The organism is Streptomyces sp. CC53 (genome assembly GCF_001865245.1).
GTDB lineage: Bacteria > Actinomycetota > Actinomycetes > Streptomycetales > Streptomycetaceae > Streptomyces.
On record NZ_MKXB01000202.1, the window covers coordinates 1 to 23,977 of the forward strand.

The window sequence follows — 23,977 nt, forward strand, 5'->3', positions numbered from 1 at the left end:
GGCGCGTCACCGGAACCCCGCGTCACCGGAACCCCGCGGGGCCGCCCGCCGCGGCGGGTCGCCCTCCTGTGGTCAGAAGGCGTACCGGTACACCGGCTCCGCCACGCACACCGGCTTCGTGCCGCCCTCCCGCTCCACGGTGACGGCGGCCGTCAGCTGCACCCCGCCGCCCGGCACGTCCACGACCTCCTTCAGCACCGCGGTCGCCCGCAGCCGCGACCCCACGGGCACCGGGGCCGGGAAGCGGACCTTGCCGGCCCCGTAGTTGAGGCCCATCGTGACGCCCTCCACCCGCAGCAGCTGCGGGACCAGCACGGGCAGCAGGGACAGGGTCAGGTAGCCGTGGGCGATCGTGGTGCCGAACGGCCCGGCCGCGGCCCGCTCAGGGTCCACGTGGATCCACTGGTGGTCACCGGTCGCCTCGGCGAACAGGTCGATCCGCTTCTGGTCGACCTCCAGCCAGTCGCTCGGGCCGAGCTCCTCGCCGACCGCGGCCCGCAGCTCGTCGGCGGACGTGAACACCCTGGGCTCTGCCATGCCTGCTCCTCCGTGCTCTCCTGCTCGTGGACTGTCTAAGCGCTTGCTCAGCATGCTGGGGGTGCGGCGCACCTGTCAACGGACCAGTAGGCTCCGCGGGATGGCGCAGATCCCGCAGAAGATCCACGAGCTCACCGTCGGCCAGCTGTCCGCCCGCAGCGGAGTCGCCGTCTCGGCCCTGCACTTCTACGAGTCCAAGGGCCTCATCACCAGCCGCCGCACCAGCGGCAACCAGCGCCGGTACAGCCGGGACGCGCTGCGCCGCGTCGCCTTCGTGCGCGCCTCCCAGCGCGTCGGAATCCCCCTGGCCGCCATCGGTGAGGCGCTGGCGCAGCTCCCGGAGGGGCGCACCCCCACGCCGGCGGACTGGGCGCAGCTGTCCGAGCGGTGGCGCAGTGAGCTGGACGCCCGCATCCAGCAGCTCAGCCTCCTCCGCGACCAGCTCAGCGAGTGCATCGGCTGCGGCTGCCTGTCCCTGAAGAGCTGCACGCTCGCCAATCCCGAGGACGCCATAGGGGACGTCATCACCGGGTCCCGGCTGCTGGGCGAGTACCGCCGCAGGCCCACCGAGGAGGGAGCCGCTCCGGCGGGGGAGTAGTTCGACCTGTCCGCGCCCGGGGGCGGCGGGTCGCCGACCGGCACGAGCGGGACGGTGCCATCCGTCCGCCCGCGTACGGCCTGACGGCGGGTCACCCGCCCCGCCGCAGCGCCGAACGCAGCGGGAACACGGGCGGTCTCCGGCCGTCCGGTCGCGCAGGGCCCGTGCGCCGTGGCGTCGGCGCGAGGTGCCGGCCCGGCCCGGCGTCACCGCCCGCGCCGTGGCGGCCGGGCTCACCCCACGGCTGCGAGGGCCCGTACGCCGCCGCCCGGCGCGTGCTGCCGCCGCGCCGCCGCCAGTACCTCGTCCGTCAGCGCCTGTACGGGCACCACCACCCCGCACCGGGTGCACAGCGGCCCGCAGCGGGGGTGGCCGGAGGCGCCGGGCAGCCACCCGAAGCGGGTCCCGCCGCACACTGGGCACCGACTCCCCGGCCCCGACTCCAGCCCCGCGATGAGACGGCGCAGCACCTCGCCGAGCGCCGCCTGCGGATGCACCTGCGGATCCGCGCACGGGGCCACGCCGTTGCCGCCCCACGTGCGGCGGTGCCAGTCGTCGACCGCCGAAGGACGCCGCACCCCCAGGTGCTTCTCCCTCCTGCGGCGCTCCGCCACCCGGCGCTCGTACGCGAGCCACACCGCCCGCGCGTCCTCCAACTCCTCCAGCGCGGCCACCAGCCGCGCCGGATCCGCGTCCCGGTCGTCGGGCCCGAACCTGTGCCGTTCGCACAGGTGGTGCCAGGTCGCCCGGTGCCCGTACGGGGCGAACCGCTCCAGGCACTTGCGCAGCGCGTAGCGCCGCAGTGCCGGCTCGCACCTCGGATCGCGCACCTGTCTGGCGAGACTCCGGAATCCGGCCATGGCTCCGCCACCTCCGTCGCTGGTCCTCCGCGTCACTGAATGGACGTACGGGTGCCCGCATTCGGCTCCATCGAAAATCGGATGGACCCCGAACCGCCACGTCCTCCCACTGATACGCAAGCGGGCCGGGAGCTGTTCGGCGCAGGCGGGAGCGGGCCCGGCGGGCCGCTGCCGCAGGGCGGTGCGCGGCCGGGCACCGTGGAGCGCCCGAACGTCGCGCAGGTCACGCTCCCACGGCGGCAGGGTCACCCGAGGACCCAAGGCCCCCGGCCCCCGAGGCTCCAAGCCCCCACGGCCGCAAGGCCGCAAGGCCGCAAGGCCCCGGTGGCCCCAAGGTCACCGGTACAGGAGGTAGCGGAGCCTCAGCGCGCGGAAGGCCGCCAGGTCCCGCTGCCACGCGGCCGTGACGGTGTCGGTGTCCGCGCCCGCGTCGACGAGGGTGCGCACCGCCGTGGACCCCGTCAGCCTGTCGATCCACCGGTCGGCCCGCCAGGCGAAGCCGTCCCACACCCGACGGGCCGTCACCAGCAGCCCCACACCGGTGCGCACCGGGTCGAACCCCTCCCGGTCCACCACGTGCACCTGCACGCCGCCGACCGTGCGGCCCGCGAACTTCGAGAAGACGGGCGCGAAGTACGCCTCACGGAACCGCACGCCCGGCAGCTCCAGCGCGTTCGCCGCCTCCGCCCACCGCCGCGCGTCGAGCCCCTCGGCGCCCAGCAGTTCGAAGGGCCGGGTCGTGCCCCGCCCCTCCGACAGGTTCGTCCCCTCGAACAGGCCCGTCCCCGCGTAGACCAGCGCCGTGTCCGGCGTCGGCATGTTCGGGCTGGGCGGCACCCACGGCAGCCCCGTCGCGTCGAAGAGGTCGCCGCGCCGCCACCCCGCCATCCGTACGACCTCCAGGTCCAGGGGGCGCCGCAGGAACTCGCCGGCGAACAGCAGGGCCAGCTCTCCCGCCGTCATCCCGTGCGCCAGCGCCACCGGCTCCCGGCCGACGAACGACGCGAACGCCCGCTCCAGCACCGGCCCGCGGGCCGCCCGGCCGCCGACCGGGTTCGGCCGGTCCAGCACGACCACCCGCAGCCCGGCCAGTGCCGCCGCGGTCATGGAGTCGTACAGGGTCCAGACGTACGTGTAGAAGCGCGTCCCCACGTCCTGGATGTCGAAGACCACCGTGTCCGCGCCGGCCGCCGTGAACACCTCGGCCAGCGCCTCTCCGCTCTTCCCGTACGTGTCGTACACCGGCAGCCCCGTCGCCGGGTCGTCGGCCCGGCCCTCCGAGCCGCCCGCCTGCGCCGTGCCGCGGAATCCGTGTTCGGGCCCGAACACCGCCGCCAGGTCCACCCGGTCGTCGGCGTGCATGACGTCCACGATGTGCCGCAGGTCGCCGGAGGCGACGCCCGTCGGGTTCGTGACCACGCCGACCCGCTGCCCGGTCAGTGCCCGGAAGCCGTCGGCCGCGAGCCGGTCGAACCCGGTGCGCACACCGCCGGCGGCCGGGCTCGGCGGCGCCGTGCCCCGCGTCCCCGTGGGGCACGGGTCCCTGGGTCGCGGTTCCGGGGTGGACGCGCACGCCGTGCCGGCGCCCGAGCAGACGGCCGCCGCAGCACCGGCCAGCACCGAGCGCCGGGCCGCACCCGGCGGTCCGAAGGTGGGATCCATGCTGCTGCACGCTAGGCGGCCGACCCCTTTCGCCACGGCATACCGACTGGTTAGTCTGTCGCTGTCCGTGGTACCGGTCCGTCGAGAGGTGGGGCGTCGATGGGCGGCGTACGAGGTCAGGGAGTCGTCGTCACCGGCGCGGGCGGCGGTATCGGCGCCGCGCTCGCCCGCCGGTTCGCCGCCGAGGGCTGCCGTGTCGCGGTCAACGATTTGGACGCCGGCCGGGCCCGGGCCGTCGCGGAGGAGACCGGCGCCGTCGCCGTCCCCGGGGACGCCTCCGCCGTCGTCGACGCGGCCCGCGAGGCGCTCGGCGGCACCGTCGACGTCTGGTGCGCCAACGCCGGACTCGCCTCGCCGGGCGACGCCTTCGCCGACGAGGCCGTCTGGTCCGCCGCCTGGGACGTCAACGTCATGGCCCACGTCCGCGCCGCCCGCGCCCTGCTGCCCGACTGGCTGGAGCGCGGCGCCGGCCGGTTCGTCTCCACCGTGTCGGCCGCCGGGCTGCTCACCATGGTCGGAGCCGCGCCCTACAGCGCGTCCAAGCACGCCGCGTACGCCTTCGCCGAATGGCTGTCCCTCACGTACCGCCACCGCGGGCTGAAGGTCCACGCGATCTGTCCCCAAGGCGTGCGCACCGACATGCTGACGGCCGCGGGATCGGCGGGCGAGCTGGTCCTCGCCCCGACGGCGATCGAGCCCGAGGACGTCGCCGACGCCCTCTTCCGGGGCATCGACGAAGACCGGTTCCTGATCCTGCCGCACCCGGAGGTCGCCGACTACTACCGCGCCCGCGCGGGCGACCCGGAGCGCTGGCTCGGCGGCATGAACGGCATCCAGCGCGCCTGGGAGGACGCGGTGGCGTGAGCCGCCCCGGACGAATGGGAAGATCGGTCGACGACCAGGCGGCACGCGCATGAGGAAGAGGTGGCGACGATGGCCAGGACGACGGACGGGAGCGGCACCACACCCGTCCCCGGCAGACTGCTGGCCGCCGCCACCCGGCTCTTCGCCGAGCAGGGCTACGACCGCACCTCCGTCCAGGAGATCGTCGAGGCCGCCGGGGTCACCAAGGGCGCCCTCTACCACTACTTCGGCTCCAAGGAGGACCTCCTCCAGGAGGTGTACGCGCGCGTGCTGCGCCTCCAGCAGGAGCGACTCGACGCCTTCGCCGACGCGGACGCGCCCGTGGAGCAGCGGTTGCGCGCCGCCGCCGCGGACGTGGTCGTCACCACCATCGACAACCTCGACGACGCGGCGATCTTCTTCCGTTCCATGCACCACCTGAGCCCTGAGAAGAACCGGCAGGTGCGGGCCGAGCGCCGCCGCTACCACGAGCGGTTCCGCGCCCTGGTGGAGGAGGGGCAGCGCAGCGGTGTCTTCTCCTCCGCCACGCCCGCGGACCTGGTGGTGGACTACCACTTCGGCTCGGTCCACCACCTGTCCACGTGGTACCGCCCCGACGGCCCGCTGAGCCCGCAGCAGGTCGCCGACCATCTGGCCGACCTCCTGCTGCGGGCCCTGCGGCCGTAAGCGGGCGGGGACACCCTCCACGCGCCCCCACGCGCCCCCGGGCCGGCCCCGCCCGGCACGCGGCCCCGGCCCGCCTCGCGGACGGGAGCTCGCCCGGACGGCTCGCCCCGCCCTGACGGCCCGGGGCGCCCCGCCGCGCGACTCACGCGTACGCCTTCAGCTCCCGCCGGGCCAGCGACCGCTGGTGCACCTCGTCCGGGCCGTCGGCGAGCCGCAGGGTCCGCGCCGCCGCCCACAGCTCGGCCAGCGGGAAGTCCTGGCTCACGCCGCCCGCGCCGTGCAGCTGCACCGCCCGGTCCAGGATGCCGACGACCGTCCTCGGGGTGGCGATCTTGATGGCCTGGATCTCCGTGTGCGCGCCCCTGTTGCCCACGGTGTCCATGAGCCACGCGGTCTTCAGCACCAGCAGCCGCAGCTGCTCGATCGCCACCCGGGCGTCCGCGATCCACGCCTGGACCTGCCCCTGTGCGGCGAGCGGCCTGCCGAAGGCCGTACGGGACACCGCCCGGCGGCACATCAGCTCGACGGCGCGCTCAGCCATCCCGATCAGGCGCATGCAGTGGTGGATGCGGCCGGGCCCCAGCCGGGCCTGCGCGATGGCGAAGCCGCCGCCCTCCTCGCCGACCAGGTTCGCCACCGGCACCCGCACGCCGTCGAACACCACCTCGGCGTGCCCGCCGTGGTAGTGGTCCTCGTAGCCGTACACCCGCATCGCACGGCGCACCTCGACGCCCGGGGTGTCGCGGGGGACGAGCACCATGGACTGCTGCCGCCGGATGTCGCCGCCGTCCGGGTCGGTCTTCCCCATGACGACGAACACCCGGCAGTCGGGGCTCATGGCCCCGGAGATGTACCACTTCCGCCCGGTGACGACGTAGTCGCCGCCGTCCCGCTCGATGCGGGTCTCGATGTTCGTCGCGTCGGACGAGGCGACGTCCGGTTCCGTCATCGCGAAGGCCGACCGGATCTCCCCGCGCAGCAGCGGCTCCAGCCAGCGCTTGCGCTGCTCGTCGGTCCCGAACTGGGCCAGCACCTCCATGTTCCCGGTGTCGGGGGCGGCGCAGTTGAGGGCGGTGGGGGCGAGCTGGGGGGAGCGGCCGGTCAGCTCGGCGAGCGGCGCGTACTGGAGGTTCGTCAGCCCCGCGCCGTACTCCTCGTCGGGGAGGAAGAGGTTCCACAGGCCCTGCCTGCGGGCCTCGGCCTTCAGTTCCTCCACGACCGGCGGGGTGTCCCACGGCGAGGCGAGCGCGGCCCGCTGCTCCTCGGCGACCGGCTCCGCCGGGTACACGTGCCCGTCCAGGAAGGCGAGCAGGCGTGCCCGCAGCTCCTCGGTGCGGGCGTCGAACGCGAAGTCCATGTCCGGATCAGCCTTCCTGCAGGGTGGTGAGGCCGTGCTCGATGAAGACGGGGACCAGCTCCCCGATGCGGTCGAAGCCGGCGCCGACCGTCCGGCCGAGGGTGTAGCGGTAGTGGATGCCCTCCAGGATCACGGCGAGCTTGAACCAGGCGAACGCCGTGTACCAGGCGATGGCCGAGGTGTCGCGTCCCGAGCGGACGGCGTACCGCTCCACCAGCTCGCCGGGTGAAGGGTGGCCGGGGGCGGCGGCGGTGGTGCTGACGGGCGAGCCCGGGAGGTCCAGCGGCGTGCTGTACATGACGAGCAGCCCGAGGTCGGTCAGCGGGTCGCCGAGGGTGGACATCTCCCAGTCGAGGACCGCCCGCAGGGTGTCGTCCTCCCCGATGAGGGCGTTGTCGAGCCGGTAGTCGCCGTGGACGACGGTGGCGTACGGGGACGCGGGGAGCGACCGGCCGAGGGAGGCGTGGAGTTCGTCGACGCCCGCCAGGTCCCTGCCCCGGGACGCGGCCAGCTGCTTGCCCCAGCGGCGCAGCTGCCGGTCGAGGAAGCCGTCGGGTCGGCCGAAGTCGCCGAGGCCGACCGCGTCCGGGTCGACGGCGTGCAGGTCGACCAGGGTGTCCAGCAGGTTCAGGACGGTGCCCCGGGTGCGGGCGGGTCCGAGCGCGGCCAGCTCGTCCGCGCTGCGGTACGGCGTGCCGTCCACGTGCTCCATCACGTAGAAGGGGGCGCCGAGGACGGTCTCGTCCTCGCACAGCAGCACGGCGGCCGGTACCGGCACGGCGGTGTCGCGCAGGGCGCTGATGATCCGGTGCTCGCGCCGCATGTCGTGGGCGGTGGCCAGGACGTGGCCGAGCGGCGGCCGCCTGACCACCCAGCGGGAGGTGCCGTCCGTGACCGCGTACGTGAGGTTCGACCGGCCGCCCTCGATGAGCCGGCCGCGCAGCGGCCCCCGCACCAGCCCCGGCCGCTCCCGGTCCAGCAGCCGGCGCAACCCCTCGGGGTCGAGTCCTGGCGGTGGGGCGAGGCTCATGGGCGTACCTCCGGACGGTCGCGTGCGTCGGTCGGGGGCGCCGTGGGCGGCGCCCCCGACGCATGATGACCGACCAGTCGGTATGCCGTCTAGGGGGAGTGGTCGCAGGAGTGCGCGCAAGGCGCGGGAGGGGCTTGCTGTCGGTCCCGGCGGCTTCGTGGCCCGGTCTCGGTTCCGGCGGCTTCGTGTGCCGGCCTTCCCGGGCTCCCGCGCCGCCCCGGCCCGGACGGTGGTGGCGGGGTCGGCGCGCGCCCGCAGGTGGCCAGGCGGTCCGTCCGGTGTGCCCGCCGTCCGGAGCGGGCCACGCCCCGACCGTGGGCCGCCGGGGGCCGCCCCGCGTCGGCGCGTGCGAGGCCCCGCGCGGTCGGGCGGGGGCACTCGGCGCCCGTCAGGGGGCGCCGAGTGGTCACGTGGGGGCGGCGGGCCCGGTGCCCGGAGGTGGGTCCTCCGCGGTGTCGACCGCCTGAGGGGCGGGCCGGCCGCCGTCCGGCAGGTCGGCCGGTAGCGGCCTAGTGGTCGTCCCAGTGGCCGTCGTGAGCGGCGTGCCGGTGACCGTCGTGGACGTAGTCGACGTGGTCGCCGTGGGGTACGGCGGGGTGTCCGCAGTTGTCCCCGTGCTCGTGCGCGTGCCCGCTGTGGGCGATGTGCTCTCCCGGTTCGCACTCGTCCCAGTGCCCCGAGTGCTCGCGGTGCAGGTGCCCGTCGTGGGAGTAGTCGATGTGGTCCCCGTGCACGACGGACGTGTGCCCGCAGGCCGGACCGTGAACGTGCTTGTGCCCCACGTGTTCCTTGTGCAGGACCGTCATGGCGGAGCCTTTCGTCCTGGCGAGGTCGGCTGACGCCACCAGCGTAGTCCCTTTTGCCCGATTGATCACCTTGGGTTGCGGTCGCCCCGCCAGCGCCTCAGGGTCGGGTCATGAAGGCGATCCACTACCGCCGCTACGGCGGACCGGAGGTACTGGAGTACGGGGAGCTTCCCGACCCCAAGGTCGGCCCCGACAAGGTCCTGATCAGGGTGCGGGCGGCAGCCGTCAACCCGGTGGACTGGAAGTGCCAGGCCGGGTACATGGACACCGTCCTCGACACGGTGTTCCCCGTGGTCCCCGGCTGGGACGTGTCCGGCGTCGTCGTCCAGCCGGGCGTCTCCGTCCCCGAGTTCGCCGTCGGCGACGAGGTCATGGGGTACGTCCGCGAGGACGTCCTGGGCCACGGCACCTTCGCCGAGTACGTCGCCGCACCCGTGCGGACCCTGGCCCGCAAGCCGCGCAACCTCAGCTTCGAGGAGGCGGCGGCGCTGCCGCTCGTCGGCCTCACCGCGTACCAGGTGATCACCCGCGCCCTGCGCCTCCGGGAGGGCGAGACCCTGCTCGTGCACGCCGCCGCGGGGGGCGTCGGGGCGATGGCCGTCCAGATCGCCCGCCACCTCGGCGCGCACGTGATCGGCGCCGTACGGGAGAGCGGCGTCGAGCGGGTACGGGAACTCGGCGCGCTGCCCGTCGTGTACGGGGACCGGTTCGCCTCCCGGGTCCGCGCATCGGCGCCGCACGGCGTGCAGGCCGCTTTCGACACGATCGGCGGCCAGAGCCTCAAGGACTCCGCGAATGTGCTGGCGCCCGAGGGCCGCCTGGCGTCGATCGCGGACGGCGACGTGGTCGGGCTGGGCGGCCGTTACGTCTTCGTCCGCCCCGACGCCGAGGACCTCGCCGCCCTGGCGGCGCTCGCCGAGGAGGGCGCCCTGTCGGTGCACGTGGCCAGGACCTTCCCGCTGGAGCAGGCCGCCGAAGCCCAGCGGGCCAACCAGGAGGGCGGTCTGCAGGGCAAGGTCGTGGTCACGGTCGACTGGTCCGACTGAAGCACAGCGCGGTCCGCGGCCGGTCCCAGCTGCGCCGGGCGCGGGCACGGGCGGGTCCCCGGCACCGGGCCGCCCTCGTCGCCGCGGGCGGCACCCCGGCCTGCCCGGCGCTCACACCACCACGGCCACCGCGAACGCCGCCAGCGCCAACGTGCACCCCACCGCCGCGGCGGCCAGCCGGGGCCGCAGGCCCTCGGGGCGCACGGATCCCAGCGCGCGGACCCTGCGGTGCGCCACGCCCAGGAAGGCCGCCCACGCCAGCATCGAGAGCCCCACCCCCAGCATGCCGACCGCCGTGGCCCCGCCGTACAGCGCCTGACGCGCCGCCAGCACGGCCACGACCGTGCACGACAGCGTCGTACGCCGCCACGCGAGGCGCGTCCGCTCCGGCTGCAGGCTCGGGTCCCGGAGCCCGAGCCCCTCGGTCACCCGGTCCACCCGAACAGCACCACCAGCACCATGACGGCCGCCACCAGCGCCACCGCCGCCCCCAGCAGCGCGGGGAACCGGCTGACCGGCAGGTCCTCGCCGCGCCGCATGGCCCGCTCGCAGCGGACCCAGTGGTTCACCGCGCGCACCGCGCACAGGGCCCCCGCGCCGATCAGCGTCAGCGCCAGGCCCACCCGGACGCCCCACCGCAGGTCGGGGAGGAACTGGTCCACGGCGAAGCCGCCGCCGACCAGAGCGAGCCCGGTACGCAGCCACGCGAGGAACGTCCGCTCGTTGGCGAGGGAGAAGCGGTAGTCGGGCGTCTCGCCCTCCTCCCGGACCCGCTGCGGCGCGAACCACAGCCGCACGTCCCGCAGACTCCGCCCGATCCCGCTCACACCCGCACCCTAACCGCGTCCCGCCGACGCCGCGCCCCTAGCCTCCTGGCATGACGCCCCGCACCCTTCTGCTCCCCGCCTACCAGGCCGTGTCCCCGGCGCTGACCGCCGGGCAGGCGCGGCTGACCGCCGCCGAGGACCTGGCGGCCCACCCCGAGTTCCGGTGCCTGTACCTCCGCCTGCCGCTGACCGGCCCGCAGGGACAGCTCCTCGGCGCGTACGGGCTCGACGCCGCCGACCTGGACGCGGTGTGGGAGCGGCTGGAGGACGAGCGGGCCTGGCCCGTGCTGCGCGTCCCGTGCGAAGGGCGCGGCACGGTGGTCGTCGTCCACCGCAACGCACCCGGTGACGCGGGCGTGGACTGCTTCCTCCACCACCCCGACCGGCCCGCCCTCGACTGGCTGGCGAGCGACCACCCCACCGCCCCGGGGCGCGGCCTCTCCTGGCACGAACTGGCCGCCCTCGCGGAGGCCGTACCGGCCGGATCCGGTCCCGCCGACGGCCTCACCGATCCCGCCGAGCGCCTCCTGCTGCTGCTCCCCCTGCTGAGGGACCCCGAGGCCCAGGCACCCGCCGACGCGCCGCGGACCGTCGCCCGTGCGCTCCACCGGGTGGGCCTGCCCCGGCGGCACGCGCGGCAGCTCGCGGTCCGGCTCGTGGACGGCACCCTCTGACCGGCCGCCCGCCCGCTCACCCCGCCGACCGACCCGGAACGCATCGCCCTCCACCCGCAGCCGCACCGCCGTCGTGACCCGGCCGCCGCCCCGTCAGCCCCGGCGGGCCTCCCGCAGGCGCTCCCACGCGGCCACGCCGTCCGGCACCCACCGCCACACCTGGAGCCGCGCGGCGAGCTCCGGCTCCGGCAGGAACGCGTGCCACGCCACCTCCGACTCCTGCGGTGCGACCGGCAGGGTGCAGCGCACCTCGTACACCCGGGACCACCACGAGCCCCGCCCGCCCGGCCCGTCGTCGTACAGGAACTTCAGCACCGGCACGGGGCGCGGCAGCCCCCGCACCCCGAGCTCCTCCTCGGCCTCCCGCAGCGCCGCGTCGTCGTACGACTCGCCCGCCCCGACCACGCCGCCCACGAACATGTCGTACAGCGAGGGGAAGACCAGCTTCGTCGCGGTGCGCCGGTGCACGAACACGCGGTCCTCCGCGTCCCGCGCCAGCACGAACACACAGCGGTGCCGCAGCCCCCGCGCGTACACCTCCCCCCGGCGCAGCTGCCCCACCACCTCGTCGTGCTCGTCGACGACGTCCAGCACCTCGTCCGCGGACGCTGCGGTCATGTCGGTCCCTGCCTTTCCCACGCCGGATCGGCCGAGGGGCAAGGCTACCGAGCACGGAAGGGCCCGTAGGCGGAGCGTGGCGCCGGGCCCCGGCTCCGGGGCGGTTCGGCACTCCGCTGCCGTGAGCCCGAGCGGCACGGCGGCTCCGGTCGTCGCCGCGCCCGCGCATACCGGTGCACCGCGCGGGAACCCGCCCCGCAAGAAGGGTGCACCCCGGCGGCTCATCGGGCCGCCGGTCGGCACACCGACCAGGAGGTGTGGAACATGGCCGCCGGCAAGAAGGCCAAGAACATCGGCAAGACCGCGAAGGGCAAGGCCAAGGAGGCCGCGGGCAGGGCTGTCGGGAACGAGAGCCTCGAAGCGAAGGGGCGCGCCGAGCAGGTGAAGGGCGACGCCAGGCAGGCGGGCGAGAAGGCCAAGGACACGTTCAGGCACTGACGGTCCCGCCCCACCGGACCGGCCGCCCGGCGCTCGTGCCGGGCGGCCGCTCGCCGTCCGCGGACGCGCCGGGCCACGGCGGGCCCGCCGGAGCGGACCGGGCCGGTACGCGGACGGCCACCCACCGGTCCGGTCCGCGAGGTTGACGTGCTACTGCCCGGTACGGAGGATCGGAGCACTCCGCGCACCCCGCGCCCCGGAAGGACGGATCCTCATGGCGTACGACGCTGACGTGATCGTGATCGGGGCGGGCCTCGCCGGTCTGGCCGCCACCGCCGAACTCGCCGACGCGGGGCGCAGCGTCATCCTCCTCGACCAGGAGCCCGAACAGTCGCTCGGGGGGCAGGCCCACTGGTCGTTCGGCGGGCTCTTCCTCGTCGACTCGCCCGAGCAGCGCAGGCTGCGGATCCGCGACAGCCACGAGCTGGCCCTGCAGGACTGGCTGGGCACGGCCGGCTTCCACCGTCCCGAGGACCACTGGCCCCGCCGCTGGGCGGAGGCGTACGTCGACTTCGCGGCCGGCGAGAAACGCGCCTGGCTGCACGGCCAGGGGGTGCGCTTCTTCCCCGTCGTCGGCTGGGCCGAGCGTGGTGGATACGCCGCCACCGGCCACGGAAACTCCGTGCCCCGCTTCCACATCACGTGGGGCACGGGTCCCGGCCTCGTCGCCCCGTTCGAGCGGCGGGTCCGCGCGGGAGCGGCCCGCGGCCTCGTACAGCTGCGGTTCCGGCACCGCGTCACCGCCCTCGGCCGCACCGCGGGCGCCGTCGACACCGTCAGCGGCGAAGTGCTCGCGCCGTCGGACGCCGAGCGCGGCACCGCGAGCAGCCGCGACACCACCGGCCCGTTCTCCTACCGCGCGCAGGCGGTGGTGATCGCCTCCGGAGGCATCGGCGGCAACCACGACCTGGTCCGCGCCCAGTGGCCCGAACGCCTCGGCACCCCGCCCCGGAGGCTGCTGTCCGGTGTGCCCGCCCACGTCGACGGCCTCATGCTCGGCATCGCCGAGAAGGCGGGCGCCCACCACGTCAACCGCGACCGCATGTGGCACTACACCGAGGGCATCGAGAACCACAGCCCGCTGTGGGCCCGGCACGGCATCCGCATCCTGCCCGGACCGTCCAGTCTCTGGCTCGACGCCCGCGGACGCCGCCTCCCGGTCCCGCTGTTCCCCGGCTTCGACACGCTCGGCACCCTCGAACACATCATGAGGTCCGGCCACGAGCACACCTGGTTCGTCCTCAACCAGCGGATCATCGGCAAGGAGTTCGCCCTCTCCGGGTCGGAGCAGAACCCCGACCTCACCGGCAAGTCGGTCCGCGACGTCCTCGCCCGCGCCCGCACCGACGTGCCCGCGCCCGTGCGGGCCTTCATGGACAAGGGCGCCGACTTCGTCGTCGAGCGGGACCTCGCGGCCCTGGTGCGCGGCATGAACGCGGTCACCGAGGAGCCGCTGATCGACGAGGCCGCGCTGCGCCGCGAGATCGTCGCCCGCGACCGGGAGATCGCGCACCCGTTCACCAAGGACCTCCAGGTCACCGCCATCCGCGGAGCCCGCGCCTACCTCGGCGACCGGCTCATCCGCACGGTGGCCCCGCACCGACTCCTCGACCCGGCGGCCGGCCCTCTGATCGCCGTGTGCCTGCGCATCCTCACCCGCAAGTCCCTGGGCGGCCTGCAGACCGACCTGTCGTCCCGGGTGCTCACCGCGGACGGCGAGCCGCTGCCCGGCCTGTACGCGGCCGGCGAGGCCGCCGGCTTCGGAGGCGGCGGCGTCCACGGCTACCGCTCCCTGGAGGGCACGTTCCTCGGCGGCTGCCTGTTCTCCGGGCGCACGGCGGGCCGGGCCGCCGCCCGCGCCGTCGCCTGAACGGCCCTCACGGGCACGGAGGCCGCAGCCGCACCCGGCCGCGTCCGGCGGCCGTCACCTGTGCTCCGGCGGAACCGGCGTCCCCTGGTGGTAGTAGAGCCGCCACAGGGCCGCGTCCGGTGCCTTGCGCCACACGGAGCTGCGCCGCACGTGGCGGCCCCCGGAGGCCAGCTCGTACGTGAGGTGCACGATGCCCGGGGCCAGCAGGACGCCCCGCACCCCCTGCGGCACGCGGGGGGTGCCCTGCGCGTCCGGCGCCGCGACGTCGTCCATGTCCGTGATCGCGTCCAGGAGCGCGTCCCGCGTCCACCGCCGCCCGGAGGCGCCGACCTCCGTGAACTCCGGGTCGAGGAGCCGTCCCGACTCCGCGCGGGACGCCCGCACGGACGTTTCCAGCAGGGCGAGTTCGCCCGCGACCGCGGCGGCGACCGGGTCCAGCACCTCCACGACGCGGAACCGCTCCGCGACCACGTCCGTCGTGTCGTCGACGGTGAAGTCCGGGTCGCCCAGTGCCTCCCGCAGTTCCGCGCTGTGCCAGAACCGCTCGTGCGCGGCCCGCCACTCGGCGACGGACCGGTGGCCCTCGCCCTCGTCGGCGGCGTGCCGCGGATCCACCTCGCCGAGCGGCAGCACCCGTACGCCGGTCACCTCCACCACCGCCACCGGACGCCCGGCCGAATCCACCAGGGCCGACCGGTCGCCGGGCGCGGGCAGCGGCGCGCCCTCGGCCTCGTACTCGGCGAGCAGGCCCGTCGTGGCGGTCTTCCGCCCCGTCAGGACGGCCGCCACCAGGCGGTCGCGCAGGGGGCCGGGGAAGGCCAGTTCGTACGGGGGCAGTTCACGCGTGGGGGACATGCCGGGGAGTGTGGCACACGGGCCCGCCCGGACGCCCCGCGGTTTCCACGGCACTCGGTGGTCGCGCGCCCGCGCGGGGGGCCGCATGTGCCGGATGCGGGGTGTCCGGGCGCCGAGGCGGTCGTCCGCGCCGCGGGCGCCGTGCCGGGCGGCAGGCCGGTGAGGCCGCGGGTGCCCCGCCGGGGCCGGGCCCGTCAGGCGAAGGCGCGCAGCGCGGCGGCCGCCCGGTCCGCGGTCTCCTCGGGCGTGCCGGACACGTCGACGGCGACCCCGGCCTCGTCCTCGCCGAGCGGCTGCAACGCCCCGAACTGGGAGTCCAGCAGTGCGGTCGGCATGAAGTGGCCCCGGCGCGCGGCCATCCGCTCCTCGATGAGCGCCCGGTCGCCTGTCAGGTGCAGGAACACCAGCCCGGGGTGCTCCTGCCGCAGCCGGTCCCGGTAGGCCCGCTTGAGCGCCGAGCTGCTGACCACACCGCCGCGGCCGGCCCGGCCGCGCGCCCACCGGCCGATCGCGTCGAGCCACGGCCACCGGTCGGCGTCCTCCAGCGGCACGCCGGCGGTCATCTTGGCGACGTTGGCCGCAGGGTGGAAGTCGTCGCCCTCCGCGTAGGGGACACCCAGCCGGTCCGCGACCAGGGGGCCGACGGTGCTCTTCCCGGTTCCGGACACTCCCATCACCACCACGACCAGGGGGGTGCGCATACGGGCTCCACGGTCGGTTCGGACATCGGCGTGTGGGCGCCGCCGCCCACGGGTTCCACTCAAGCCCATGAGGCGCCGCACGTTCAAGCCCCGCCGGGCCGAGCTGTCCCCGCCGGGCCTCTCGCCCCGTCGATCCCCCTGCCCGGGGTCGCCCCCTCCGGCGGGGCACGGTACACACACAGCACTCGCCCTCGCCGAGCACGGCGCCCGGTCACCGCCCGGGACCGCGGGCGCTGTCGGCTCCGGCCCCTCTGGACGTCCGACTCGCCGCCCTCGGCCCGGGCCGCGTGTCCGCCGTGACGAGCAGGGGTCTCGCCCACCTCCTCACCGCCGCCGTTCCCGCCGGCGCCTTCTCCGGCGGGCTCCGGCCCGGCCCCGGCCGCCCTCGTCGCCGAAGACGGGTGAGGGTCTCAGCCGAGAGGCCCGAGCCGCAGCCGGCTCTCGAAGCGCACCGGCGCACCGGTGAACGGGTCGGTGAACTCCAGCGTCCTCGCCAGCAGGTGCAGCGGTCGGGTGAAGTCCTCCGGCCCGTCGTCCCGTACGACGGGGTACAGCGGATCGTGCAGGATCGGCACGCCCAGCCGGTTCATGTGCACCCGCAGCTGGTGGGTCCGCCCGGTCTCCGGCACGAGGCGGTACCGCGCGAGCCCGCCGCGCTGCTCGACCAGCTCGACACGGCTCTCGCTGTTCGGTTCGGCGCCCTCGACCTCGTACGCGTCCACCCGCCCCCGCTCCTTGACGATGTGGCTGCGCACGGTGGCGGGCAGGCCGAGGCCGGGATCGTGGGGTGCGACGGCCTCGTACTCCTTGCGCACCCGCCGGTCGCGGAACAGCGTCTGGTACGCCCCCCGGTCCTCGGCCCGCACGACGAACAGCACGAGGCCCGCGGTCAGCCGGTCCAGCCGGTGCGCGGGCTGCAGCTCGGGAAGGCCCAGCTCGCGGCGGAGCCGTGCGACGGCGGTCTCGGTGACGTGCCGCCCCCGGGGCGTGGTGGCGAGGAAGTGCGGCTTGTCGGCGACCAGCAGCCGCTCGTCCCGGTGGACGACGCCGACCGGGAACGGCACGGGCTCCTCCGCGGGCAGCTCCCGGTGGAACCACACGTGCCGCCCGGCCCGGTACGGCTCGTCGGCGGCCACGCGCCGCCCGTCGGCGCCGACGAACGCCCCTTCGGCCATCATCGCGTCGACCCGGTCGGTCCCGATGGCGGCCCCGTACCGCTCCATCAGGTGGTCCCGCACGGTCGGCCACCGGCCCGCGGGATCGGTCGGCAGCCGCACCCGCACCGGGTCCACCCCGTCCCGCTGCCCCAGCGGCGCCACCGGCGCCCTCATCCCACGACGACCCACCACCCCAACCTATCCCCCGCCGGGCGCCGCGGGTGAGCCCGCCCGGCCGCCGGCAGGGCACCGGACCCGCCCGACGAGACGGGGCACCCCCCCGCCGGTGCGGCGTCGCCCCGCTGCCGGGGCACCACCGCCCGCCCCACTCCAGGAGGGCGCTCCCGCCGCCTCACCACCACCTCGCCCGTGCCCCGCGCGCCACCCAGCCCGGGCACCCGCACCCGGAACGGCCGCGCCGCGGGGGTCGCGGCGACCCGCAGGCCGCCGTCCGGGTCCCGGGCCACGTGGAACTCCGCCGCCGGCTCCCCGCGCCCGGGGCCCGCCCGGCGTACTGGGTCGTGCGGACGCCGATGACGCCTTCGGCGGGGGAGAAGCACTCCACCGTCAGCAGGGGCGGGTCCACCGTGTGCCCGTGGTGCTCCGCGCGTCCGACCGCAGCGTACGCGGTGGAGTGGTCGTCGCCGACGTGCACGTCGCGCACCTCGGTCGCGTACGAGGCGCGCACGCCGTCGCGCAGCCGCCAGGAGCCGTCGGTGAACTTCATCGGTGTCCCTGTGGGGTGAGGAGGGCGGGAGCGCCAGTGTCCAGCACGGACGCGATCCGGGCCGACGCCGCGTGGTCCCGGCGGACGGGTGGCAGCGCGTCGCCGTCGCCCGAGCCCCAGGAGGACGCGATCTCCACCGGGTCGCCGCCGGTGGCCGCCCCCGCGGCCAGGGCGGCGGCGCCGAGGGCGACGAGTTCGGTGCTGCGGGGGAGGACGACCGGCCGGCCGGACAGCCGCCGCACCGTCTCCACCCACGTGCGGCCCCGGGCGCCGCCGCCGACCAGGCGCAGCGGCCCGTCGCCGCCGCCGGCCGCGCCCGGCAGCTCCCCGAGGGCCCGCAGCAGCGTGAACACCGCGCCTTCGTAGGCGGCGCCGAGGAGCTGCTGCGGTGTGGTGGCGTGCCGCAGGCCCGTGAGCAGCCCGGACGCGCCCGGCAGGTCGGGGGTGCGTTCCCCGTCCAGGTACGGCAGGAGGACGGCCTCGCCGCCCGGCTGCGCGTCGTCCCGGTCGAGTCCGAGCAGCGCGGCCACCTGGTCGACCGCCAGCGTGCAGTTGAGGGTGCAGCCGAGTGGCAGGAACGTGCCGGGCCGGTCGGTGGCGGCGAAGCCGGCGAGCGCGGCGGCCGCGGGCCGGGTGCGGGTCGCCGCGAACACGGTGCCCGAGGTGCCGAGGGACATCACCGGGTGGTCCAGGAGCCCGGAGGCGCCGAGCCCGAGTCCGACGGCGGCCGCCATGTTGTCGCCGGTGCCGGCCGCCACGGCCACGCCCGCGGGAAGGCCCAGCGCCCGGGCCGCCGCGGCGGTCAGCCCGCCCACGCGGGTGGCACCGGTCGGCGCGACCTGCGGCAGCAGGGAGGCGTCCAGCCCGAGCAGGTCCAGCAGGCCGCCGTCGTACGCGCCGGTGGCCGTGGAGTACCAGCAGGTCCCGGACGCGTCACCCGGATCGGTGGCGGCGGTTCCGGCCAGCCGCTCGGTGAGGAAGTCGTGCGGCAGCCGCAAGGCGGCCGTGTGCTCCGCCCTCCGGGGTTCGTGCTCGCACAGCCACCGCCACTTCGCGGCCGTCATGGAGGCGACCGGCACGGAGCCGGTCCGCTCCAGCCAGGCCCGGCCGCCGCCGAGTTCCCCGATAAGGGCGGCGGCCTGGGGCGCCGCGCGGGTGTCGTTCCAGAGCATCGCGGGGCGCAGCGGCCGGCCCGCGGCGTCCAGGACGACGAGCCCGTGCTGCTGGCCGGCCACCGCGATCCCGGCGACCGCGCGGGGCCGCGCGCCGGACTCCGCGAGCCCGGCGGCCACGGCACGGGTGAGCGCGGTCCACCACTGCTCGGGGTCGCTCTCCCGGGCGCCGCCCTGACCGGTCACCGTGTGCGCGGCCCGGCCGAGGGCCAGGAGGCGGCCGGTGGCGGCGTCGACGACGGCCGCCTTGGTCGACTGCGTGGAGCTGTCCACGCCGATGACTACGGGGTCCATTCTTTTGATCGTACACACAACAAATCGGTCGCCACCAGGAGGTGTCAAGGGGTGAACCCTTGGCTGGAGCGCACCCTTCAGCTATTAGTAATCAAATCAAACAAATACTCCGCACGGGAACGGACCACCACCATGCCGGAACGCTTCACCCCCACCCCCGAGGACCGGTTCACCTTCGGCCTGTGGACCGTCGGCTGGCAGGGCGGCGACCCCTTCGGCGCCCCCACCCGCCCCGCCCTCGACCCCGTCGAAACGGTCGAGCGGCTCGCCGCCCTCGGCGCCCACGGCGTCACCTTCCACGACGACGACCTCGTCCCCTTCGGCTCCTCCGACACCGCACGCGAGTCGGCCGTCACACGCTTCCGCGCCGCACTCGACCGCACCGGCATGAGGGTGCCCATGGCCACCACCAACCTCTTCACCCACCCCGTCTTCAAGGACGGCGCCTTCACCGCCAACGACCGCGACGTCCGCCGCTACGCCCTGCGCAAGACCTTCCGCGCCATCGACCTCGCCGCCGAACTCGGCGCCCGCGTGTACGTCGCGTGGGGCGGCCGCGAGGGCGCGGAGTCGGGCGCCGCCAAGGACGTACGGACCGCCCTCGACCGACTGAAGGAGGCGTTCGACCTGCTCGGCGAGTACGTCACCGAGCAGGGGCACCCTCTGCGCTTCGCCATCGAGCCGAAGCCGAACGAGCCGCGCGGCGACCTCCTGCTCCCTACCATCGGCCACGCCCTGGCCTTCATCGAGCGCCTGGAACGCCCCGGACTCGTCGGCCTCAACCCCGAAGTGGGCCACGAGCAGATGGCGGGCCTCAACTTCACGCACGGCATCGCCCAGGCCCTGTGGGCGGGCAAGCTCTTCCACATCGACCTGAACGGCCAGTCCGGCATCAAGTACGACCAGGACCTGCGCTTCGGCGCCGGCGACCTCCGCCAGGCCTTCTGGCTCGTCGACCTGCTGGAGACGGCCGGCTACGAAGGCCCCCGCCACTTCGACTTCAGACCGGTCCGCACCGACGGCATCGACGGGGTGTGGGAGTCCGCGAAGAACTGCATGCGCAACTACCTCATCCTCCGGGAGCGCGCCGCCGCCTTCCGCGCCGACCCCGACGTGCAGGAGGCCCTGGCCGCGTCACGCCTCCCCGAACTGGCCCGACCCACCGCCGGGGACGGCCTCGCGTCCCTGCTCGCGGACCCGACGGCCTGTGAAACCTTCGACGTGGACGCCGCCGCCCGCCGCTCCCTGGCCTTCGAACGCCTCGACCAGCTCGCCCTGGAGCACCTCCTCGCCACCCGCTGACGTCCCCCGACGCCGGGTCTCGGCCTGCGGTGCCCTCCTGTTCGCCCACGCCCGGGGCCGTGGCCGCCCGCCGTCCCGGCCCGGCGCGGCCCGAAGCCGCCGACGGCCGCCCGCGCGGACCCGCAGGCGGTCCGCGCGGGCGGCACGTGGATGCACGGGGCGCCGCCCGCGACGGCACACTGCGCGACCGGGACACTGCGGCCGACGGAGCGAGCCCGGTGGGCCACGAGCCCGTAACCACCGGGAAGGCGCCTGACAGGTGACGGTATGCGGCGCGGGCCTGGGGACGGCGGCCCGGGACGGTGTTCGCCCGTGCGTCCCGCCGCCCGAGACCGCCGCCGGACCGGGCCCGGACACGCCGAGTGCCCCACCGCAGCACCGGTCATCAGGGACGCGGGACCCACCGCCCCGAAGCGGCGGCCCGGGCCCCCACCCACACGGGCACACGGGGCACACGGGGCAGCCACGCCGCTCAGGCGCGGGCCGCTTCGCCCTCCGCGGCGGAGGACCGCTCCGCGTACTGCACCGGGTCGGCGATCACGTCCCGCACGACGAGGGCCGCCGCGCCCCGGGCCGCGTCGCCCGACGGGGACGACGCCCGCAGCCTGCCGCCGCCCGCCGACCACAGGCCCGACACCACGCGCCGGGAGAGCTCCTCGTCCGCCGCCCGGCCCAGCCACGGCATGAGGCCCCGGAAGACCCCGCCCAGCACCACCGCCTCCGGGTCCAGTAGGTTCACCGCCCCCGACAGGACCAGCCCCAGCATCCGCCCCGCCCGCTCCAGCGCCGCGAGCGCCCGGGTGTCGCCCGCCCCCGCCCGCCGCTCCAGCTCCGCCACCCCGCGCGCTCCGGCGTCCGCGTCGAGACCCGCACCGCGCAGCAGCGCCGCCTGCCCCGCGTACTGCTCCAGGCAGCCCCAGGAGCCGCAGCGGCACTCCGGGCCCGCCGCGTCCGCCACCACGTGCCCGATCTCCCCGGCGAAGCCGTGCGCGCCGCGCAGCAGCTCGCCGTCGACGACCACCGCGCCGCCCACGCCGATCTCGCCGGACACGTACAGGAAGCTCCGGGCCCGGCCCGTGCCGGCCTCGCCCTCACCGAACCACAGCTGGGCCAGCGCGGCCGCGTTCGCCTCGTTGTCGGACCCCGTCGGCAGCCCGGGCAGCCCCGGGCGCGCGGCGCTCAGCGCCCCGGCGAACAGCTCCTCCGCAGGTACCCCCTCCCATCCCAGGTTGGGCGCCTGCCGCACCCGGCCGTCCGACACCAGACCGGGCAGCGCCAGCCGCACACCGGCCGGCCGCAGGTCCTGCTCGGCCGCCGACTCCAGCGTGCGCGCCGCGATCCGCGCGGCCCGCGCCAGCACCTCGCCCGGCGGCACGTTCCGGTTGTCCAGGTGCTCCGTGAGCCGCACCCGGTCCGTACCGGCCAGATCCACGACGCACACGGAGACGTAGTCGACGGTGACCTCCACGCCCAGGCCCGCGGGCCCCGTGCGCGCCATCCGCAGGGCCGTGCCCGGACGCCCGGCGTGCCCGCTGAAGGTCTTGCCCGACTCGGTCAGGAACCCGCCCGCGAGCAGCTGCTCGACCAGTGACGACACCGCCGCCCGCGTCAGTCCCACCCGCGCCGCGACCGCGGCCCGCGTCGCCTCGCCCTCGTCGTGCACCGCCCGCAGCACCAGGCTGAGGTTGTGCCGCCGCACGGTCGCCTTGTCGGCCTTGGGTTCCAGCGGATCCCGACTCTTCTTCATGGCTCTCCCGCACCGCACAGCCGCCGCAACAGCAGAAAGACCCCAGATGGACTGGGGTCTTCAGTGGTGTCCGAGGGGGGACTTGAACCCCCACGCCCGATAAAGGGCACTAGCACCTCAAGCTAGCGCGTCTGCCATTCCGCCACCCGGACAAGGTGTCTGTCTCGCGGCCCGCGGCCGTTCCGACGTGGAAAACCATAGCAAACATTCGGCGTGCCCGATCACGCCCCCCGCTGCGGGCCGGACCTTGGGTCCCGGACCCGGTCGGGGGGAGGATGGCGCCGGGCAGCAGCCCGACCCGAGCGCCACCGACGCGGGAGGAACCAGCGTGAGCGAGTCGAACCCGGCCAGCACCACCACGGCCGCCGAGAGCGAGGTCGCGGACCTCTGCAGCGAGCTGATCCGTATCGACACCAGCAACTACGGCGACCACTCCGGCCCCGGCGAGCGGGCCGCCGCCGAGTACGTCGCGGAGAAGCTCTCCGAGGTGGGTCTCGAACCCCGGATCTTCGAGTCCCACAAGGGCCGCGCCTCCACCGTCGCCCGCATCGCGGGGGAGGACCCGTCACGGCCGGCCCTCCTGATCCACGGGCACCTCGACGTCGTCCCCGCCGACGCCGCGGACTGGACGCACGACCCGTTCGCCGGGGAGATCGCCGACGGCTGCGTGTGGGGGCGCGGCGCCGTCGACATGAAGGACATGGACGCCATGACCCTCGCGGTCGTGCGCGACCGGCTTCGCGGCGGCCGCAAGCCGCCCCGCGACATCGTCCTGGCCTTCCTCGCCGACGAGGAGGCCGGCGGCACGTACGGCGCCCGGTACCTCGTCGACCGGCACCCGGAGCTCTTCGACGGCGTCACCGAGGCGATCGGCGAGGTCGGAGGCTTCTCCTTCACCGTCAACGAGCAGCTCCGCCTGTACCTGATCGAGACGGCCCAGAAGGGCATGCACTGGATGCGTCTCACCGTCGAGGGCACCGCGGGCCACGGCTCCATGACGAACACCGACAACGCCGTCACCGAGCTGTGCGAGGCCGTGGCGAGGCTGGGGCGCCACCGGTGGCCCGTGCGGGTCACCAAGACCGTGCGGTCCTTCCTCGACGAGCTGTCCGACGCGCTGGGCACGCCGCTGGACCCGGAGGACATGGAGGCCACGCTGGCGAAGCTGGGCGGCATCGCGAAGATGGTCGGCGCGACGCTCCGCAACTCCGCCGCGCCCACCATGCTCGGCGCGGGCTACAAGGTCAACGTCATCCCCGGCCAGGCCGTGGCGCACGTCGACGGGCGGTTCCTGCCGGGGTACGAGGAGGAGTTCCTCACCGAGGTCGACCGGCTGCTCGGCCCCCGGGTGCGGCGGGAGGACGTGCACGCCGACAAGGCCCTGGAGACGAGCTTCGACGGGGCCCTCGTGGACGCCATGCAGGCGTCGCTGCGGGCGGAGGACCCGATCGCCCGTGCCGTGCCGTACATGCTCTCCGGCGGCACCGACGCCAAGTCCTTCGACGACCTGGGCATCCGCTGCTTCGGCTTCGCCCCGCTCCAGCTGCCGCCGGAGCTGGACTTCGCCGGGATGTTCCACGGTGTGGACGAGCGGGTGCCCGTGGACGGTCTGAAGTTCGGCGTCCGGGTCCTGGACCGGTTCATCGACGCGTGCTGACCCGGTGACCGTGCTCCGGGGGACGCGGGCGGCCCCCGGAGCGGGCACGGGCCCTTCCGGCCGAAAACGGCGGAACTCCTGGCTGAAAGTCCGGTGAAACGACACTCCCATAATCGTCTGCGTGTACACGTCTGACCGAAAAGGGTGAACGGGGTCGCCACCTCGTAGCCCGTCCCTCCTCCTGTCGTTAGGGGTGATGCGGTCCGCGGCTGGGACCGCACTGCCAACAAGGAGGAATAATGATCAAGAAGGTCGTCGCGACCGCGGCTGCCACTGGTGGTCTGGTGCTGGCCGGCGCGGGCCTGGCCGTTGCCGACGCGGGCGCGCAGGGCGCGGCCGTCGGTTCCCCGGGTGTCCTGTCGGGCAACGTGGTCCAGGTTCCGGTCCACATCCCGGTCAACGTGTGCGGCAACACGATCAACGTGATCGGTCTGCTGAACCCCGCCTTCGGCAACACCTGCGTCAACGCCTGAGCAGTCGCCTGACGTTGAGTCTCGACCCGTGAGGGTCTG

General features: G+C 75.3%; 25 protein-coding genes, 1 tRNA gene and 1 pseudogene. 10 read left to right on the forward strand and 17 right to left on the reverse strand.

Features of this window, described 5'->3' with window-relative positions:
• Nucleotides 1-72: 72 nt before the first annotated feature.
• Nucleotides 73-537, reverse strand: coding sequence for a MaoC family dehydratase (locus tag BJP40_RS27140; RefSeq protein WP_071283059.1), 465 nt, complete (start codon nucleotides 535-537; stop codon nucleotides 73-75).
• A 100-nt stretch (nucleotides 538-637) separates the two neighbouring features.
• Between BJP40_RS27140 and soxR the strand changes: the two genes are divergently transcribed.
• Complete coding sequence (gene soxR, locus BJP40_RS27145; RefSeq protein WP_071267728.1) at nucleotides 638-1,135, forward strand: redox-sensitive transcriptional activator SoxR; 498 nt, start codon at nucleotides 638-640, stop codon at nucleotides 1,133-1,135.
• Between the two features lie 233 nt (nucleotides 1,136-1,368).
• Here soxR and BJP40_RS27150 read toward each other — a convergent pair whose 3' ends face one another.
• The gene (locus tag BJP40_RS27150; protein ID WP_071283060.1) at nucleotides 1,369-1,995 is read right to left on the reverse strand and encodes a hypothetical protein; all 627 of its coding nucleotides are present in this window, start codon (nucleotides 1,993-1,995) and stop codon (nucleotides 1,369-1,371) included.
• A 336-nt stretch (nucleotides 1,996-2,331) separates the two neighbouring features.
• Nucleotides 2,332-3,657 (reverse strand): exo-beta-N-acetylmuramidase NamZ domain-containing protein, encoded by a 1,326-nt coding sequence (locus BJP40_RS27155; RefSeq protein ID WP_071283061.1) that lies wholly within the window; start codon nucleotides 3,655-3,657, stop codon nucleotides 2,332-2,334.
• Nucleotides 3,658-3,756: 99 nt separating this feature from the next.
• Between BJP40_RS27155 and BJP40_RS27160 the strand changes: the two genes are divergently transcribed.
• Entirely contained in the window at nucleotides 3,757-4,521 is a 765-nt protein-coding gene (locus BJP40_RS27160) for an SDR family oxidoreductase (protein ID WP_071283062.1), read from the forward strand.
• Between the two features lie 69 nt (nucleotides 4,522-4,590).
• On the forward strand, nucleotides 4,591-5,187 hold the full coding sequence (locus BJP40_RS27165) for a TetR/AcrR family transcriptional regulator (protein ID WP_071267720.1): 597 nt from the start codon (nucleotides 4,591-4,593) through the stop codon (nucleotides 5,185-5,187).
• 142 nt (nucleotides 5,188-5,329) lie between these two features.
• On the opposite strand, the gene BJP40_RS27170 is transcribed toward BJP40_RS27165, so the two are convergent.
• The 3 genes from BJP40_RS27170 to BJP40_RS27180 form a co-directional block, all read right to left on the reverse strand.
• A complete protein-coding gene (locus BJP40_RS27170; protein ID WP_071283063.1) occupies nucleotides 5,330-6,544 on the reverse strand; it encodes an acyl-CoA dehydrogenase family protein in 1,215 nt (404 codons plus the stop codon).
• Nucleotides 6,545-6,551: 7 nt separating this feature from the next.
• Nucleotides 6,552-7,574 (reverse strand): phosphotransferase family protein, encoded by a 1,023-nt coding sequence (locus tag BJP40_RS27175; protein ID WP_071283064.1) that lies wholly within the window; start codon nucleotides 7,572-7,574, stop codon nucleotides 6,552-6,554.
• A gap of 509 nt (nucleotides 7,575-8,083) precedes the next feature.
• Complete coding sequence (locus BJP40_RS27180; protein ID WP_071283065.1) at nucleotides 8,084-8,380, reverse strand: hypothetical protein; 297 nt, start codon at nucleotides 8,378-8,380, stop codon at nucleotides 8,084-8,086.
• Between the two features lie 110 nt (nucleotides 8,381-8,490).
• On the opposite strand from BJP40_RS27180, the gene BJP40_RS27185 reads away from it, so the two are divergent.
• Complete coding sequence (locus BJP40_RS27185) at nucleotides 8,491-9,426, forward strand: NADP-dependent oxidoreductase (protein ID WP_071283066.1); 936 nt, start codon at nucleotides 8,491-8,493, stop codon at nucleotides 9,424-9,426.
• Nucleotides 9,427-9,537: 111 nt separating this feature from the next.
• Here the strand turns inward: BJP40_RS27185 and BJP40_RS27190 are convergent, their stop codons facing one another.
• Both BJP40_RS27190 and BJP40_RS27195 read right to left on the reverse strand, forming a co-directional pair.
• Nucleotides 9,538-9,855 (reverse strand): DUF202 domain-containing protein, encoded by a 318-nt coding sequence (locus BJP40_RS27190; protein WP_071283109.1) that lies wholly within the window; start codon nucleotides 9,853-9,855, stop codon nucleotides 9,538-9,540.
• Complete coding sequence (locus tag BJP40_RS27195; protein WP_071269112.1) at nucleotides 9,852-10,244, reverse strand: YidH family protein; 393 nt, start codon at nucleotides 10,242-10,244, stop codon at nucleotides 9,852-9,854. Before BJP40_RS27195 ends, BJP40_RS27190 begins: the two co-directional genes overlap by 4 nt.
• 59 nt (nucleotides 10,245-10,303) lie before the next feature.
• Between BJP40_RS27195 and BJP40_RS34685 the strand changes: the two genes are divergently transcribed.
• Nucleotides 10,304-10,927: a hypothetical protein gene (locus BJP40_RS34685; RefSeq protein WP_071283067.1), complete on the forward strand. Its 624-nt coding sequence runs from the start codon at nucleotides 10,304-10,306 to the stop codon at nucleotides 10,925-10,927.
• 93 nt (nucleotides 10,928-11,020) lie between these two features.
• Here the strand turns inward: BJP40_RS34685 and BJP40_RS27205 are convergent, their stop codons facing one another.
• Nucleotides 11,021-11,545 carry an NUDIX hydrolase gene (locus tag BJP40_RS27205; RefSeq protein ID WP_071283068.1) on the reverse strand — a complete coding sequence of 175 codons (525 nt, stop codon included), beginning with the start codon at nucleotides 11,543-11,545 and terminating at the stop codon, nucleotides 11,021-11,023.
• 264 nt (nucleotides 11,546-11,809) lie between these two features.
• On the opposite strand from BJP40_RS27205, the gene BJP40_RS27210 reads away from it, so the two are divergent.
• Together BJP40_RS27210 and BJP40_RS27215 are read left to right on the forward strand one after the other, a co-directional pair.
• Nucleotides 11,810-11,983, forward strand: coding sequence for a CsbD family protein (locus BJP40_RS27210; protein WP_071268525.1), 174 nt, complete (start codon nucleotides 11,810-11,812; stop codon nucleotides 11,981-11,983).
• Nucleotides 11,984-12,197: 214 nt separating this feature from the next.
• Entirely contained in the window at nucleotides 12,198-13,853 is a 1,656-nt protein-coding gene (locus tag BJP40_RS27215) for an FAD-binding dehydrogenase (RefSeq protein ID WP_071283069.1), read from the forward strand.
• Between the two features lie 54 nt (nucleotides 13,854-13,907).
• Here BJP40_RS27215 and BJP40_RS35965 read toward each other — a convergent pair whose 3' ends face one another.
• From BJP40_RS35965 to xylB, 6 genes and pseudogenes are all read right to left on the reverse strand, one after another.
• Nucleotides 13,908-14,300 (reverse strand): DUF4440 domain-containing protein, encoded by a 393-nt coding sequence (locus BJP40_RS35965; protein WP_226962943.1) that lies wholly within the window; start codon nucleotides 14,298-14,300, stop codon nucleotides 13,908-13,910.
• Nucleotides 14,289-14,708 (reverse strand): annotated as a pseudogene (locus BJP40_RS35970) (ASCH domain-containing protein); the annotation flags it as partial. The pseudogene BJP40_RS35970 and the gene BJP40_RS35965, both read right to left, overlap by 12 nt.
• 194 nt (nucleotides 14,709-14,902) lie before the next feature.
• Nucleotides 14,903-15,409, reverse strand: a complete 507-nt coding sequence (locus BJP40_RS27225; RefSeq protein WP_071283070.1) for a gluconokinase — start codon at nucleotides 15,407-15,409, stop codon at nucleotides 14,903-14,905.
• 410 nt (nucleotides 15,410-15,819) lie between these two features.
• Nucleotides 15,820-16,740, reverse strand: a complete 921-nt coding sequence (locus tag BJP40_RS27230) for a pseudouridine synthase (protein ID WP_071283071.1) — start codon at nucleotides 16,738-16,740, stop codon at nucleotides 15,820-15,822.
• Between the two features lie 178 nt (nucleotides 16,741-16,918).
• A complete protein-coding gene (locus BJP40_RS36415) occupies nucleotides 16,919-17,293 on the reverse strand; it encodes a hypothetical protein (RefSeq protein WP_071283072.1) in 375 nt (124 codons plus the stop codon).
• Nucleotides 17,290-18,759, reverse strand: a complete 1,470-nt coding sequence (gene xylB / locus BJP40_RS27240; protein WP_071283073.1) for a xylulokinase — start codon at nucleotides 18,757-18,759, stop codon at nucleotides 17,290-17,292. Before xylB ends, BJP40_RS36415 begins: the two co-directional genes overlap by 4 nt.
• Nucleotides 18,760-18,891: 132 nt before the next feature.
• Here xylB and xylA point away from each other — a divergent pair, with 132 nt between their 5' ends.
• Complete coding sequence (gene xylA / locus BJP40_RS27245; RefSeq protein ID WP_071283074.1) at nucleotides 18,892-20,061, forward strand: xylose isomerase; 1,170 nt, start codon at nucleotides 18,892-18,894, stop codon at nucleotides 20,059-20,061.
• 472 nt (nucleotides 20,062-20,533) lie between these two features.
• On the opposite strand, the gene BJP40_RS27250 is transcribed toward xylA, so the two are convergent.
• Nucleotides 20,534-21,808, reverse strand: coding sequence for an ROK family protein (locus BJP40_RS27250; RefSeq protein ID WP_071283075.1), 1,275 nt, complete (start codon nucleotides 21,806-21,808; stop codon nucleotides 20,534-20,536).
• Nucleotides 21,809-21,872: 64 nt separating this feature from the next.
• Nucleotides 21,873-21,960, reverse strand: a tRNA-Leu gene (locus tag BJP40_RS27255).
• Between the two features lie 176 nt (nucleotides 21,961-22,136).
• Here BJP40_RS27255 and BJP40_RS27260 point away from each other — a divergent pair.
• Together BJP40_RS27260 and chpH are read left to right on the forward strand one after the other, a co-directional pair.
• Complete coding sequence (locus BJP40_RS27260) at nucleotides 22,137-23,465, forward strand: M20/M25/M40 family metallo-hydrolase (RefSeq protein WP_071283076.1); 1,329 nt, start codon at nucleotides 22,137-22,139, stop codon at nucleotides 23,463-23,465.
• A gap of 239 nt (nucleotides 23,466-23,704) precedes the next feature.
• Entirely contained in the window at nucleotides 23,705-23,938 is a 234-nt protein-coding gene (chpH, locus tag BJP40_RS27265) for a chaplin ChpH (RefSeq protein ID WP_071265495.1), read from the forward strand.
• The last annotated feature ends 39 nt before the right edge of the window (nucleotides 23,939-23,977 follow it).

Bases quoted from the DNA above. Each gene is read 5' to 3' on its own strand.
- BJP40_RS27140 (WP_071283059.1), bottom strand. From the start codon at position 537: ATGGCAGAGCCCAGGGTGTTCACGTCCGCCGACGAGCTGCGGGCCGCG.
- soxR (WP_071267728.1), top strand. From the start codon at position 638: ATGGCGCAGATCCCGCAGAAGATCCACGAGCTCACCGTCGGCCAGCTG.
- BJP40_RS27150 (WP_071283060.1), bottom strand. From the start codon at position 1,995: ATGGCCGGATTCCGGAGTCTCGCCAGACAGGTGCGCGATCCGAGGTGC.
- BJP40_RS27155 (WP_071283061.1), bottom strand. From the start codon at position 3,657: ATGGATCCCACCTTCGGACCGCCGGGTGCGGCCCGGCGCTCGGTGCTG.
- BJP40_RS27160 (WP_071283062.1), top strand. From the start codon at position 3,757: ATGGGCGGCGTACGAGGTCAGGGAGTCGTCGTCACCGGCGCGGGCGGC.
- BJP40_RS27165 (WP_071267720.1), top strand. From the start codon at position 4,591: ATGGCCAGGACGACGGACGGGAGCGGCACCACACCCGTCCCCGGCAGA.
- BJP40_RS27170 (WP_071283063.1), bottom strand. From the start codon at position 6,544: ATGGACTTCGCGTTCGACGCCCGCACCGAGGAGCTGCGGGCACGCCTG.
- BJP40_RS27175 (WP_071283064.1), bottom strand. From the start codon at position 7,574: ATGAGCCTCGCCCCACCGCCAGGACTCGACCCCGAGGGGTTGCGCCGG.
- BJP40_RS27180 (WP_071283065.1), bottom strand. From the start codon at position 8,380: ATGACGGTCCTGCACAAGGAACACGTGGGGCACAAGCACGTTCACGGT.
- BJP40_RS27185 (WP_071283066.1), top strand. From the start codon at position 8,491: ATGAAGGCGATCCACTACCGCCGCTACGGCGGACCGGAGGTACTGGAG.
- BJP40_RS34685 (WP_071283067.1), top strand. From the start codon at position 10,304: ATGACGCCCCGCACCCTTCTGCTCCCCGCCTACCAGGCCGTGTCCCCG.
- BJP40_RS27205 (WP_071283068.1), bottom strand. From the start codon at position 11,545: ATGACCGCAGCGTCCGCGGACGAGGTGCTGGACGTCGTCGACGAGCAC.
- BJP40_RS27210 (WP_071268525.1), top strand. From the start codon at position 11,810: ATGGCCGCCGGCAAGAAGGCCAAGAACATCGGCAAGACCGCGAAGGGC.
- BJP40_RS27215 (WP_071283069.1), top strand. From the start codon at position 12,198: ATGGCGTACGACGCTGACGTGATCGTGATCGGGGCGGGCCTCGCCGGT.
- BJP40_RS27225 (WP_071283070.1), bottom strand. From the start codon at position 15,409: ATGCGCACCCCCCTGGTCGTGGTGGTGATGGGAGTGTCCGGAACCGGG.
- BJP40_RS27230 (WP_071283071.1), bottom strand. From the start codon at position 16,740: ATGAGGGCGCCGGTGGCGCCGCTGGGGCAGCGGGACGGGGTGGACCCG.
- BJP40_RS36415 (WP_071283072.1), bottom strand. From the start codon at position 17,293: ATGAAGTTCACCGACGGCTCCTGGCGGCTGCGCGACGGCGTGCGCGCC.
- xylB (WP_071283073.1), bottom strand. From the start codon at position 18,759: ATGGACCCCGTAGTCATCGGCGTGGACAGCTCCACGCAGTCGACCAAG.
- xylA (WP_071283074.1), top strand. From the start codon at position 18,892: ATGCCGGAACGCTTCACCCCCACCCCCGAGGACCGGTTCACCTTCGGC.
- BJP40_RS27250 (WP_071283075.1), bottom strand. From the start codon at position 21,808: ATGAAGAAGAGTCGGGATCCGCTGGAACCCAAGGCCGACAAGGCGACC.
- chpH (WP_071265495.1), top strand. From the start codon at position 23,705: ATGATCAAGAAGGTCGTCGCGACCGCGGCTGCCACTGGTGGTCTGGTG.